Origin of the sequence: Cohnella sp. (genome assembly GCF_041640265.1) — a bacterium.
Taxonomy (GTDB): Bacteria; Bacillota; Bacilli; order Paenibacillales; family Paenibacillaceae; genus Cohnella.
This window is the reverse complement of the sequence record NZ_JBEQAP010000062.1, coordinates 1-12590: the sequence shown is the minus strand read 5'-3', so window position 1 is coordinate 12590 and position 12590 is coordinate 1. Positions and strand designations below refer to the sequence as shown.

The following is a 12590-nucleotide window of genomic DNA, read 5'->3' as shown; positions in this document are numbered from 1 at the left end:
TGTTATAAAGGAATGAGATAGAGAGGAGGCAGCAGAGCGTGAAAGTTGAGTCATTCCCACCCGTAATCGACTCCCATTCTCGTATTCTTATATTGGGCAGCATGCCGGGAGCAGCCTCCTTAAAGGCTTATCAATACTATGGAAATCCACGAAACTACTTATGGACGATTTTGTATGCCTTGTTCGGCGGAGGAAGAAAGCCGGATCCGGAGTATGAAAATAGGCTTTCATTCGCTTTGAGTCATGGTATCGCACTCTGGGATGCCATAGCGATATGCGAGAGAGAGGGGAGTTTGGATAGTAATATCAGGCAAGTGATCCCGAATGATATTCCGGGGTTATTAAGGCGTTACCCTGGCGTGATAACGTTGGTGTGCAACGGCACGAAGTCGTTTACAGAATTAAACAAGCATTATGGCTCCGATCCCGAGATTATGCAGCGGGCAGTGCTGCGGATGCCCTCAACCAGCCCAATCCCCACGAAGCATTACCGGGGCTTGGAGGATCGCCTGGAGGCTTGGCGAGGAATCAAAGAGTCAACCGGGGCATTTAAGCAGTGAAGGGTGCCATAATCTGCTCAAGTATGCAGTAACCGGCCTAAATCGAAAAGTGGTGGTGCAGGAACCCTGCATCACCACTTTTTGGTTCAAACCCTTTACCAGCCTTCTCGGTTGCGCAAGGAGGTGATATGAGCCGTATGCTGTCTACCGTGCCATGCGAAGTAGGCCAGCAGTCTATCCAATGTGTTAAGGCCGCTCATGGGGTGGGTGAAGGCCAGCGAGAACGATTCTGTTGGCAGTGAACGCAAGAGAGTATCCAAGCGCTCATGAACGCCTTCCAAGAGCTTCAGAGATGCGTCAACCGGGAGCTTGGAATCCGGGAGTGTTACCCACTCATTCTCCTCGAAAGTCTTAACGAGGGGCTGTGACTCCGTCAGTGTAAGCTTAGCGCGGATGAAGCCGTTTATGGAGGCATCCGCTACGTGGTGAACGACCTGCCTTACCGTCCATCCGCCAGGACGATAGGTCGTATCCAATTGCGCATCGGTTAGGCCTTCAACCGCACGTCTAAGCTCTGCTGGCGTGGCCGCAAGCTCCTCAATCCGTTGCTGCCGCAGCTCCGGGCTTGTATTGTCCTCATAGGTAAATTTTCCGATCGGATATTTCAAATGCTCCAAGTCCTGCTCCAATTGCATTTTCCGTTCCCCCATCCTATTTTCTCAGCGCTCCCATGCACCTGAATAGCTTTATAACATTATCTCTTATTGGTCAGCTGCTCCATCTGCTCAATGAGCCCTTCGAACACGCTCATCGCTTGTTTGATCGGCTCTGGCGTAGACATATCTACTCCTGCTTCCTTCAAGATATTAATGGAGTAGTCTTTACCGCCGCTCTTCAGGAAACCCAGATAACGATCAACGGCAGGCTGACCTTCGTCGAGAATTTGCTTCGCGAAGCTTGTAGCCGCAGAGAAGCCCGTCGCATATTTGTACACATAGAAGCTGTTGTAGAAATGCGGAATCCGCGCCCATTCCATCTCGATATCCTTATCTATGACCATGCCTTTGCCGTAATAGCTAACGTTAAGGTCGTAATAGATGGAGCTAAGCTCTTGCGGGGTCAACGCCTCTCCATTTTCCACCTTCTCGTGAATGATCTTCTCGAATTCGGCGAACATTGTCTGGCGGAATACCGTTGTCCGGAACTGATCGGCGTAATAAGTGAGCAGGTACATTTTTTCCTTAGGATCGGTCGAGTTCTCCAGCATGTTATTCATGAGGAGTGCTTCGTTAAGCGTGGAAGCTACTTCCGCGAGGAAAATCGTATACTGCGCATCCCGATAATTGTTGTTCGCGTCGGAGTAGTAGGAGTGAAGCGCGTGTCCCATCTCGTGAGTGAGGGTGAACATGCTGTTCAGATTGTCGTTATGATTGAGCAGCACGTAAGGGTGGGTACCGAATGCACCCCAGCTATATGCACCGCTGCGTTTTCCTTCGTTTTCGTAGATGTCGATCCAGCCGTTGTCGAAGCCTTCTTGGAGAACCTTGCGGTAATCTTCACCAAGCGGGGCAAGGCTTTCGTACACCTTGGACTTTGCTTGCTCATATGAAATTTCCATATCGAACTCATCGACAAGCGGTACGAAAAGATCATACATATGCAGCTCATCGAGCTTTAGCAGCTTTTTGCGCAAATCCATGTACCTGTGCATCAGCGGTAAATATTCATGAATGGTGGAGATTAGGTTTTCATAGACAGACTGTGGAATATTATCACCGAATAACGACATTTCCAGAGCAGAAGGGTAGTGGCGAGCCTTGGCGTAAAAAATATTCTTGGTCACATTCGCGTTCAAGGTCGCACCTAGCGTATTGCGCCATTTTCCATAGGTTTCATAGATGGCCTTAAAGGCATCGCGACGAACCTCCGGGTTGCGGCTTTCTAAGAATTGAATGTAGCGGCCATGCGTCAATTCGATTTCTTCGCCTTGTTCGTTTTTAACTTTTGGGAATTTCATGTCAGCGTTGTTCATCATTCCGAAGATCGTGCCGGAAGCTTGAGCTACGTTGCCGACCTGTGCCATGAGCGATTCTTCGCTCTTAGTGAGAATATGCGGCTTCTGGCGCAGCATCTCTTCAAGAGTGCGCTTATATTTAGTTAGGACGGGATCTGCAATAAGTTCAGTCAGCTGTTTCTCCGATAAGCTTAGAATTTCTGGAGTGACGAAGGAAGTTGCTTCGCTTACTTCCACGCTTAGCTTCTTGGATTTGTCGGAGAGTGCCTGGAAGGAAGACTCCGCTGTATCCTCATGGTGACGCATGTTGGCGTAAACATAGAGTCGTTCTACTAGTAAAGAGACTTCATCCTCCAACGCAAAACAGCGGGCAATATTGCCAGCATCCTTAAGCTTGCCTTGATAACTCGTTATTTCACCGATTTGTCCCTTCACACGGCTGAATTCAGCGTCCCAAGCGGCTTGGTTTGGATACAGATCCTCTAGCTTCCAGCGGTGCTCCTGAGGGATTTCTTTTCTTTTTGTTATTTGTTTCATGGGAAAGGACAACCTCCTAAATAAAGTATCATAATCAGCTTTTGTCACTGCGCTTGCGCCAAGCCGAGCGGGAGAGGCGCAAGAGGGATTAAGGCTCAAGCCTAGGAACGACAACGCCGCCAGAGTGGCGGCGATTGGTACGGCATACGTCTTCAATGGAACGCCTCCAGAATCGGAATGTGCTACCAGAATAGTATGTCCTTACCGATGATGTTTATCAGGCTGCTTGATTAATCAGCCTTTTTACTAACTTCGACCAGGCTTAAGTTCCTGCCCGGAAGAAGCTGTAGACGATGAGGAAAAAAGCGAATAAAACGAACAGGATAGACAGAATCGCCATGGATCGACGCATCGATTCGGGAATTCGCTCCCGTGACATGATTAGAATAACAGCCATGCTGAATGAGGCTATAACAAAGATAATAGTCGCTTCGGTATCCAAAATAGCGAAACCTCCTTCCCGCTGACGAAATTATATGCTTTTGAGCGTTTCCATCGTCTGGCGGAGACCTTCCTCGCCATTCGGGAAATCTTCAGGCAGGAAACGATTCTCTGCCCAATTCATCATCTCAGGACGACTGATGAATTTGTGGCAAATCTCACCCCACTGATCAGAAATTTCTCGTACGACGAGAGTTTTGCCTTGAACTTCTACTGTCAGCATATTGTAGTTATCGAGCTTATAGACGGTATGTTTAGTGAACATGATAGTCTCCTGATCTTGGCAGTCGTTGCCTTTTTTCTCATCATAGAAGAGATGAACAGAGAAATCAACGTGACGATGGAAAATTTAGGTTGACAGTCAAGCTGCGATATGGGAATCTACTGTAAATCCACGCAGGTGGATAGGGAGAAATGAGCTGAGTCGAGATGAGATGTTTGAGCTGAGAGGAGAAAAGAAAATGAATAATAATTCTAAGCCAGCTTCGTATCCGCAGGTTGGTGTCGCATCAACGTGTCGTTCGTATGAAGAATACTGTGCAATGTTTAATCTGGAGGATTTTGATTGGACCAAAGGACCCGTGCTTGATGTTGCTGGAGGGGCGTCATCCTTCACTTCACAGCTTCATGCAAGAGGTGTAAAAGCTATAGCTGCAGATCCTTTCTATAAGGGTCCGACCGAGGATGTTATTGCCGCAGCACACAAAGAAATAGAGGTTTCATCAGCTAAGCTGGCTGCTAATCCCGGTGTATACGATTGGAGTTATTACGGTACACCCGAGCTGCACCGCCAGGGCAGGGAGCGCTCATTGGCTCTTTTTTCGGAGGATTTTCGAAGTGCAGATGCGGATACCCGATATGATTCCGCGTCGCTTCCTCATTTGCCTTTCAACAATGACACATTTGGATTAGTTGTAAGCAGTCATTTTCTGTTCCTATATGCAGATGCATTCGGCGAGCAATTTCATGCAGATTCTTTAGCAGAAATGATGAGAGTGCTTAAACCAGGCGGAGAGCTGAGAATATATCCGTTGGTCAGCTTGAGGTGGGAAGAATGCCCTTATATTCCTCGGCTTTTGCATGAGCTTAAGGGAGTTGCAAAAGTAGAGTATTTGTCCACCGGGTTACCCTTCATGCCAGTCCCGAGTTCCTTGCTGCGACTGGTAAAACAGGCATAATAGCAACTCTAGTATCGATTGCAAAAAAGGGATATTTAGGGTATAATTATCTCATTCGTCGACTGAAGGCGAGCTTTTAGGAGGTTTTTCAATTGAAAGGTACAGTTAAGTGGTTTAATGCAGAAAAAGGCTACGGTTTTATCTCCATTGAGGACGGAAACGATGTATTCGTTCACTTCTCAGCGATCCAGGGTGATGGATTCAAAACCTTGGACGAAGGCCAGTCGGTTGAGTTTGAAATCACAGAAGGCAACCGTGGTCCGCAAGCATCCAACGTGGTGAAACTGTAAGTCTCTCGAAGACGAGCACTTGTTTTCATATCACGAATCAGATCATTCTTGCCCCTGGCGTGAGTCGGGGGCTTTGTCTTTTGTTTAATCAACCCGCCGCACCGCACAGCCGGACTCCAAATCTTTTGACCTTGTAAGCGGTGGGATGGTACACTATACTCCTGGAATTAATTGATACTAACGTCTTACGGGGGTAACTGGTTATGAAATTTAAGCTTTTTGCCGATCGCAAAGGGAAAGCCGATCAAGCTAAAAATAATCGTTTTGTGAAGCTCGGTCGTGAAATTTATGTACAAGCACGCAAAGGCGGTACGAATCCGGAAGCTAACTATGGTCTTAAATCTGCTATTGCCAGCGCTCGTGCTATCCAGATGCCGGCTGACAATATTGAGCGTGCGATCAAGAAAGCTGCCGGCGGTGCCGATAGCGTTGAATATGAGGAAATTATGTATGAGGGTTACGGCCCAGGCGGCGTAGCGATCATGGTGAAATGCTTGACGGATAACCGTAATCGCACAGCAGCAGATGTACGTTCGATTTTTGGTAAACGCGGCGGTAATTTGGGTGAGTCCGGTTGCGTTGCCTATATGTTCGATCAGAAGGGCTTGTTTGTTATAGCGCGTGAGCATGGTCAACCCGATGAGGATGCCATCCTGATGCATGCATTAGATGCTGGAGCAGAAGATGTTATCGTAGATATTGAAAGTATCGAAGTATTGACTGCGCCTTCAGAGTTCGAGAAAGTGAAGGAAGCTCTTGAAGCAGCGGGTTACTTATTTGAGACTGCTGGCGTGCGATGGTTGCCTCAGAATACGGTAGCAGCAGATGGCGATAACGCCGACAAGCTGCTCAAAATGATGGACGCTTTCGAAGAAAACGACGATGTACAAGACGTGTATCATAATTTCGAGATTAGTGATGAGGAAATAGACCGTCACGGTTAATAGATTGCAGTTATCATTTCGTAGAGAGGCCGTGAGGCCTCTTTTTTTTTTTGCGACGGAACAAATCATCTAACTGTATTTCCCCTAAGGTAAACGGATGCTTAAGGAGAAGCCCCTTTTGCTATCAAATGACTTTTGGCGCTCGCTGAAAGACAGCGGACTAGATATCAAGCGCCCTCGTATGAGGGTAAAACCTATAATCGTCTCATTTTCGCAAAATGAGGCTGTCGATTAATTGTGGACAGTTTTAACTTGAACGTACACATGCAGAGAATGTATATGATTTTTCGCATACATTTCCAGAATCCGGGCTCAAATCAAATTTTATTATATGAAATTTCGTATAGAATCGACTGATTCGATGTGTGTGAAGCTCATTTTGTATGATTTTTCGCATACATTTTGTGGTCTCCCGCAGATTTCCGAAGTTATGAACTGTTAATCGACAGCCTCAAAATGCAACAACGAGAGCGCCTCGTAAGTGAAGTATTCCGTGAAAAGCCTGCTATAGAACGCCTACGAATGTCACAGGTTAGCATTTTGGATACAACTTGTCTCTTTAATAAATATATTTTCTCGGAAGCGAAACAAATTGTATCTATATGGCGTCAATTAGAATGGACCCGCCGCAGATGAATCGAGCCAACCTAGGGCGGATAAGAGGAGGTAGCGGGATGAAGAAAATCATAGTAGGGATGTTGGCTTTGTTGATGCTCTTTAGTGTGCCGTTTGCAGTCGGAGCTGCAAGTTTATCAACTGAGCAAAAGTATGAGGTGCTAAGACAGCAAAGCATCTTCAGCGGATTTGCGGACGGCAGCTCGCGATTGTATGATTCCATGTCACGGGAGCAATTGGCTACGGTGTTGTTCCGATTGCTGGAGCTTCCGGAACGGTCGTCATCGCCGAGTTATAGTGATGTCTTAAAGACGCGCTGGTCTTACCATGAGGTTGAAGCGGTCACACGGGCGGGTTTAATGGTTGGAACTCACAGCAGGATTTTCTCGCCTAAGGACAGCGTTACCGTGGAGCAGCTTGCCGCAGTTTTCATTAGAAGCTACGGTTTGTCGGGCAGCGGAGTTACTCCAGTTACCGGTAAAGTATCCAAATGGGCGAAAGGGGTCGTTAGTCTAGCCTTGGACAATAAGCTCATTCCCCAGCTCAGCGACTACAGGGTGGAGGCCTCACGGGCTTTATTGGTTGAAGCTGCTTATGCTGTCTATGAAGACACGCATATCGAGCCTCTGAAGGTTCGTTCTGTCGAACCGCTCTCAAACCAATCTGTCAAGGTGAATTTATTGCAATGGACCAATCAAGCAGACAAAAGCAGGTTTTCACTAAAGGACAACTTCGGCAGTAACCGGAACATTCTGCAGGCAACATTGAGCCAAGACGGGATGTCGGTAATTTTGTTGACGGATTGGCAAGCCGGTAACGTGACCCATACATTGACAGTCGACGGCATTTCTTGGAATTATGTCTTAGATTCGACCAAACCGCAGGTGCTTTCTCTGGTTAGTCTGCCAAACCGAATTGTAGAAATTACGTTTAATGAGCCGGTAGATAACAACTCCGCAACCAACTCTGCCAATTATCAGTTCAATAACGGCTTGAAGCTCACGAAGCTCCAGCTTTCACCTGACCAACGAAAGGTGAGCATTACGACAACAGAACAAGCGGAAGGCAAGACGTATCAGCTTACTATCCGTAACGTCAAAGACTTTGCGGGTAACGTAATGGATACGCGAAATAATTTAACCTTTAACAGCGGCGACATCACCAAACCAAGAGTAACCTCGGTGAAAGTGAATCCCAACGCTACGCTCACGATCAAATTCAGCGAGAAGATTAATGCCGCGCACGCGGTCCTTACGGATCGCTACGGTATAGATAAAGGGTTGGCTGTCATTCAAGCGATATTGGAAAACGACGGGCTTACCGTAACCTTAAAAACATCATCTCAGAAGGATGCTACTTTATACAATTTAACGGTTGCCAACATCCCCGACTTGGCTGGTAATGTAATGGATGTTTCGTCGAATTGGAAGTTCGGAGGGATTGCCAACCCGGAAACTCCGGTTCTATTCCAAAACGTGCAAGCCATTGATCGAAATACAGTCGAGGTTACCTTTAATCGTGCTTTGACAGATTCCGATGTGAAAAATCTAAAGCTGGCCATATTGACGGATAACGGTTCCGGAGTGTCCATGTCTGACTGGCAGGCTTACGTTCAGCGGCAGGCGGGAAGCGACAGAACGGTTACCGTCCAATTCCGCAATAAAGCAAGCAATCCGGATTTGTTCCGTGCCGGTCACGTCTATGTAGCCCGTGTAACGGGAGTAGCAGGCTTACAGACCTCCAATGACGCAGACCGCTTGCCATTCGCCGGTACCGAATTAAGTAACCGGGACCCCTACGTAACTCAGGCAATTGTAATCAATCGCAAATCTATAAAGGTGCTATTCAGTGAACCGGTTACGAATGTTAATGAAACTGCTTTCCGGCTTCAGGAGAAGGATGGCGGCTCCGTCCGCATTGCATACGATGAGCTGAACAATACCGGGAAAGTCGTGAACGAAGTCATTCTTATTTTGGATGATGAGCTGCAAGCAAATAAAACGTATATATTAACGTTCCAGCCTGGGATTATTACCGATGCTGCGAAATGGAATGGGCTGAAGACAATGGAAGGATCACAGCCATTCGCCGTGTATTTTACGGTAAGCTAGATATGGCTGCGGCAAATTGTTTATTGGCGGAATGCAACTTGTACGCATGAAGAGGATGTACAAGGGGGCATGCCCTCCCTGTACATCCTCTTTTATAAGCTTTAAGACGGAGAGTCGCTGTGCTCTAGCATTTGCACCTTATTGATGGTACCGCCCCCAAGGCATACTTCGCCATCATAAAACACGACAGCTTGTCCAGGTGTAATGGCCTTCTGAGGAGTATCGAATTGTACATGAAATTGGCCGTCGTCTTGCGGTGTGATTGTTACGCCTTGATCAGGCTGGCGATATCTGAACTTAGCTGTACAGCGTATCGATGCCAAGAGTGCTTCCGGATTAATCCAATTAATGTCCGAAGCAGTTAAAGCTACGGAATACAGACTGGAGTGGGTATCACCTTGCACGACATACAGTGTATTGCTTTCCAAATCCTTATTCGCAACGAACCAAGGCTCTCCGTTTCCTGAACCGCCTATTCCAAGACCTTGGCGCTGGCCTAGCGTGTAATACATAAGTCCATCATGCCGGCCTTTAACTTCTCCGGAGACAAGATCAACCATGTTCCCCGACTTAGCAGGCAAATACTGGCTTAGGAATTCCTTGAAGTTGCGCTCTCCAATGAAGCAAACGCCAGTGCTGTCCTTTTTCTTAGCCGTTGCGAGCCCAGCTTCCTCGGCAATTTTCCGTACATCCGGCTTGTTCAGATGACCAATCGGGAACATGGCGCGAGCCAGTTGAGACTGATTGAGAGCGTGGAGGAAGTAAGATTGATCCTTGTTCGTATCGACGCCTCTCCGTAATTCATATTTGCCCTCAACTAGCTGCACACGCGCATAATGGCCGGTAGCAATCACATCAGCGCCTAAATCCAGCGCTTTCTGCAGGAACTCGCCAAATTTGATCTCTCTATTGCACATGACATCCGGATTCGGCGTTCTGCCTCTACGGTATTCCTCTAGAAAATATTCGAACACCTTGTCTCGATATTCTTCTTCAAAGTTTACTGTATAATAAGGTATTCCGATCTGATCGCACACTCGTCGTACATCCTCGGCATCTACCTCCGCGGTGCAAACGCCGAATTCGTCAGTATCGTCCCAATTTTTCATGAAAACACCAATAACATCGAAGCCTTGCTGCTTCAATAGCCATGCTGTGACAGAGGAGTCCACCCCGCCTGACATGCCGACTACGACACGAATAGCGGCAGGATTCGCAAACCTATCCTCAAGTTGTTGTTCATTCTGAATGTTACCCATTACCATCTCTCCTTGCTCCTAACAGTTCCAAGTGTGCTTAATTAGTTTATCATATTCGTTTATATTTCTCACTGAGGATGAAACCTTCTTGAATATGTCACGTTTTTTTTGACCAAAAAGGGAGTAGATGTGATAACATAGATTTATTATGGGGATACTCTCCATTTAAATACTTTCATCTTTTCATTTATTCCATGCTTCTGGCTAGAAAGCAGGTGTTCTGTTGAAGATTTCGACGAAAGGCCGCTACGGCTTAACGATTATGATGGAACTTGCGGCTAAATTCGGCGAGGGGCCGACTTCCCTAAAAAGTATTGCAGAGAAAAATGGCTTATCCGAACATTATCTCGAGCAATTAATCGCACCGCTACGCAATGCAGGTCTGGTTAAAAGCGTAAGGGGAGCTTATGGCGGATATATTTTGTCCAAAGACCCGGAAACCATCTCCTCGGGAGATATTATTCGGATTCTCGAAGGCCCGATTAGTCCCGTCGACTTCACTGAAGAAGACGATCCAGCTAAACGGAATTTATGGCTCCGAATTCGTGACAGTATTGCTGAAGTTCTAGATTCTACAACGCTTCATGATTTAATTCACTACAAAGGTGAAAATAAGATCGATAATTACATGTTCTACATTTAGAAGAAGGTGCATGGGATGACCTCAATATATTTTGACCATGCGGCCACGACTCCTATGAGCTTAGAGTCGCTTCAGGCCTATGTGGAAGCAGCTAGTGCCGGACCTGGAAATCCTTCAAGCCTTCATGCACAAGGGCGTACAGCAAGAGGCCGGATTACCTCCGCAAGGGATAAACTCGCAAGTCTTCTTCATTGCGAAGCCTCAGAGCTTGTATTCACAGGCAGCGGGACGGAAAGCGATAACGCTGCGTTGTTCGGCGCGGCATTCGCTCAGCTGAAGCGGGGACGTAAGGGCATTGTGACAACAGCGGTGGAGCATCATGCCGTGATGCATGTTTGCCGCGAGCTAGAGGAGAAAGGCTTCGATCTGACGATCTTGCCGGTTGATGAATACGGGCGCGTTTCTCTTAGGGACGCAATATCTGCCATCGATGATTCGACAGCAGTTGTCAGCATTATGGCTGGCAACAATGAAACCGGAACTTTACAGCCAATAGCTGAAATTGGCGAACGGGCTCGCAAGCATAAAGCGATCATGCATGTAGACGCTGTTCAAGCCTTTGGTTATATTCCCTTTGACTTACAAGAGATGCCAATTGACTTACTCAGTTTGTCCGCCCACAAGATCAACGGACCTCAGGGCGTTGGGTTGTTATATATCCGTAAAGGAATCCCTTTTCAACCGATGGTTTATGGAGGCACTCAGGAGCGTAATCGCCGTGCTGGAACTGAGAACGTGGCGGGTATATCGGCGTTTGCGGCAGCTGCGGAGAGAGCTTATCAGCTTGTTCAAGACAGAATTGCCCATGCGGAAGAAATCCGCGGCACCCTGTTGAAGGCACTAACCGAGCAGCTCGGAGAAGAGATGGTCGTAGTTAATGGTCATCCTGAATTGCGACTTCCGCATATTCTAAATGTAAGCTTTATTGGCATTTCTTCAGAAAGTATGCTGATGAATCTTGACTTAGCGGGAGTGTCTGCCTCCGGTGGTTCCGCGTGTACATCGGGCTCACTAAAACCGTCGCATGTTTTATCCGCTATGAAAATAAATTCAGAAAGAGTGTTATCCGCTGTACGTTTTAGCTTCGGTTTGGGTAATACTAGAGAAGAAGCAGATAAATTGGCGAAAATCACTGCAACCATTTCGGCGCGTTTACGTAATAGATAAGAGGCGCTTAAATGGTTAGGAGCCCGATTATGATCCAAGTTCAAATGATTCTCGGTATGCCTGTGTTATTTGCAAACGGCAAAAAAACGGGAAAAGTCAAAGACGTTTGGTTTGACGAATTTTGGAAGCTTGTCGGCATTATCCTCGATAACAATGTCTGGTTTGGGTTACGTAAAGCATCGAAAGTCGTTTATTGGGAAGATATTGTTCACTGCGGCGAAGATGCCCTGTTGATTCGTAACGATACAGTCATTGCGACTAGAAATAACAAGCAGTTTCTGAGGACCTTTCATTCGGGCGTTGTTCGATTGAAAGATATGCCGGTTTACACGAATGAAGGGCTATATCTAGGTAAAGTATCAGACGTTTATTTTAAGACGACTGAGGGTACACAAATAATAGGATATGAGTTGACGGACGGTTTCCTTACGGATGTGCTCGAGGGACGGCGGAAATTATTTCTACCGGAATCCCCCGAGAATGTCACCTTGGGTGAGGAGGCCATCTTGGTACCGGCTTCGTATGAGCGGGTATTGGAGCGACCATACGTGGAAAGTGACAGGTGAAGACGGATGATGAGATGCCCGAACTGTAACTCCAAAGATATCGGGAAAATCGGTTCCCATCAATTTTATTGCTGGAGCTGTTTCATCGAATTGACGGTTAATGGTGAAAAAATGTCGGTTTATCAAGTGGAAGAGGATGGAACTCTCAGCTCTTTGGATGATTTATTTTTCGAAGAAGCAATGGAACCTCAGGTACACGCTAACAGTATGTAAATAAGCTTTACTGAAGCGCTTCGAAGTCTCCTAATTGGGGATCGGAGCGCTTTTTTATTTGAGTTGGTTTATTGGAATGGACAAGTACATATACTTTGAAAGAGCCTATTGG

Annotated in this window: 14 protein-coding genes; 9 read left to right on the top strand and 5 right to left on the bottom strand. The window is 46.8% G+C overall.

Annotated elements, in window-relative coordinates; genetic code table 11:
• The first annotated feature begins 38 nt into the window (after nt 1-38).
• Complete coding sequence (locus tag ACESLK_RS26720) at nt 39-560, top strand: DNA-deoxyinosine glycosylase (protein ID WP_373232845.1); 522 nt, start codon at nt 39-41, stop codon at nt 558-560.
• Between the two features lie 95 nt (nt 561-655).
• On the opposite strand, the gene ACESLK_RS26715 is transcribed toward ACESLK_RS26720, so the two are convergent.
• The 4 genes from ACESLK_RS26715 to ACESLK_RS26700 all read right to left on the bottom strand — a co-directional run bounded on the left by ACESLK_RS26715 (nt 656) and on the right by ACESLK_RS26700 (nt 3757).
• Complete coding sequence (locus tag ACESLK_RS26715; protein ID WP_373232862.1) at nt 656-1177, bottom strand: YfiT family bacillithiol transferase; 522 nt, start codon at nt 1175-1177, stop codon at nt 656-658.
• Nucleotides 1178-1254: 77 nt separating this feature from the next.
• Nucleotides 1255-3051, bottom strand: coding sequence for an oligoendopeptidase F (pepF, locus tag ACESLK_RS26710; RefSeq protein WP_373232844.1), 1797 nt, complete (start codon nt 3049-3051; stop codon nt 1255-1257).
• A gap of 262 nt (nt 3052-3313) precedes the next feature.
• On the bottom strand, nt 3314-3493 hold the full coding sequence (locus ACESLK_RS26705; RefSeq protein WP_373232843.1) for a hypothetical protein: 180 nt from the start codon (nt 3491-3493) through the stop codon (nt 3314-3316).
• A gap of 30 nt (nt 3494-3523) precedes the next feature.
• A complete protein-coding gene (locus ACESLK_RS26700; protein ID WP_373232842.1) occupies nt 3524-3757 on the bottom strand; it encodes a hypothetical protein in 234 nt (77 codons plus the stop codon).
• 196 nt (nt 3758-3953) lie between these two features.
• Here ACESLK_RS26700 and ACESLK_RS26695 point away from each other — a divergent pair, with 196 nt between their 5' ends.
• The 4 genes from ACESLK_RS26695 to ACESLK_RS26680 all read left to right on the top strand — a co-directional run bounded on the left by ACESLK_RS26695 (nt 3954) and on the right by ACESLK_RS26680 (nt 8630).
• Entirely contained in the window at nt 3954-4670 is a 717-nt protein-coding gene (locus ACESLK_RS26695; protein WP_373232841.1) for a class I SAM-dependent methyltransferase, read from the top strand.
• 92 nt (nt 4671-4762) lie between these two features.
• Nucleotides 4763-4960: a cold shock domain-containing protein gene (locus ACESLK_RS26690; protein WP_373232840.1), complete on the top strand. Its 198-nt coding sequence runs from the start codon at nt 4763-4765 to the stop codon at nt 4958-4960.
• A gap of 203 nt (nt 4961-5163) precedes the next feature.
• Nucleotides 5164-5904 (top strand): YebC/PmpR family DNA-binding transcriptional regulator, encoded by a 741-nt coding sequence (locus ACESLK_RS26685; protein ID WP_373232839.1) that lies wholly within the window; start codon nt 5164-5166, stop codon nt 5902-5904.
• Nucleotides 5905-6578: 674 nt separating this feature from the next.
• Entirely contained in the window at nt 6579-8630 is a 2052-nt protein-coding gene (locus ACESLK_RS26680) for an Ig-like domain-containing domain (protein WP_373232838.1), read from the top strand.
• 101 nt (nt 8631-8731) lie between these two features.
• Here the strand turns inward: ACESLK_RS26680 and mnmA are convergent, their stop codons facing one another.
• Nucleotides 8732-9889: a tRNA 2-thiouridine(34) synthase MnmA gene (mnmA, locus tag ACESLK_RS26675; protein ID WP_373232837.1), complete on the bottom strand. Its 1158-nt coding sequence runs from the start codon at nt 9887-9889 to the stop codon at nt 8732-8734.
• 223 nt (nt 9890-10112) lie between these two features.
• Here mnmA and cymR point away from each other — a divergent pair, with 223 nt between their 5' ends.
• From cymR to ACESLK_RS26655, 4 genes are read left to right on the top strand one after another with little or no spacing between them, the layout of a single operon-like run.
• Nucleotides 10113-10532 (top strand): cysteine metabolism transcriptional regulator CymR, encoded by a 420-nt coding sequence (gene cymR / locus ACESLK_RS26670; protein WP_373232836.1) that lies wholly within the window; start codon nt 10113-10115, stop codon nt 10530-10532.
• A gap of 15 nt (nt 10533-10547) precedes the next feature.
• Nucleotides 10548-11699 carry a cysteine desulfurase family protein gene (locus ACESLK_RS26665; protein ID WP_373232835.1) on the top strand — a complete coding sequence of 384 codons (1152 nt, stop codon included), beginning with the start codon at nt 10548-10550 and terminating at the stop codon, nt 11697-11699.
• Between the two features lie 29 nt (nt 11700-11728).
• Nucleotides 11729-12265, top strand: coding sequence for a PRC-barrel domain-containing protein (locus ACESLK_RS26660; protein ID WP_373232834.1), 537 nt, complete (start codon nt 11729-11731; stop codon nt 12263-12265).
• A 6-nt stretch (nt 12266-12271) separates the two neighbouring features.
• Nucleotides 12272-12478 (top strand): hypothetical protein, encoded by a 207-nt coding sequence (locus ACESLK_RS26655; RefSeq protein ID WP_373232833.1) that lies wholly within the window; start codon nt 12272-12274, stop codon nt 12476-12478.
• The last annotated feature ends 112 nt before the right edge of the window (nt 12479-12590 follow it).

Coding starts and splice junctions, on each gene's coding strand:
- ACESLK_RS26695 (WP_373232841.1), top strand. CDS start 3,954: ATGAATAATAATTCTAAGCCAGCTTCGTATCCGCAGGTTGGTGTCGCA.
- ACESLK_RS26660 (WP_373232834.1), top strand. CDS start 11,729: ATGATCCAAGTTCAAATGATTCTCGGTATGCCTGTGTTATTTGCAAAC.
- ACESLK_RS26700 (WP_373232842.1), bottom strand. CDS start 3,757: ATGTTCACTAAACATACCGTCTATAAGCTCGATAACTACAATATGCTG.
- ACESLK_RS26655 (WP_373232833.1), top strand. CDS start 12,272: ATGATGAGATGCCCGAACTGTAACTCCAAAGATATCGGGAAAATCGGT.
- ACESLK_RS26685 (WP_373232839.1), top strand. CDS start 5,164: ATGAAATTTAAGCTTTTTGCCGATCGCAAAGGGAAAGCCGATCAAGCT.
- ACESLK_RS26665 (WP_373232835.1), top strand. CDS start 10,548: ATGACCTCAATATATTTTGACCATGCGGCCACGACTCCTATGAGCTTA.
- mnmA (WP_373232837.1), bottom strand. CDS start 9,889: ATGGGTAACATTCAGAATGAACAACAACTTGAGGATAGGTTTGCGAAT.
- ACESLK_RS26680 (WP_373232838.1), top strand. CDS start 6,579: ATGAAGAAAATCATAGTAGGGATGTTGGCTTTGTTGATGCTCTTTAGT.
- pepF (WP_373232844.1), bottom strand. CDS start 3,051: ATGAAACAAATAACAAAAAGAAAAGAAATCCCTCAGGAGCACCGCTGG.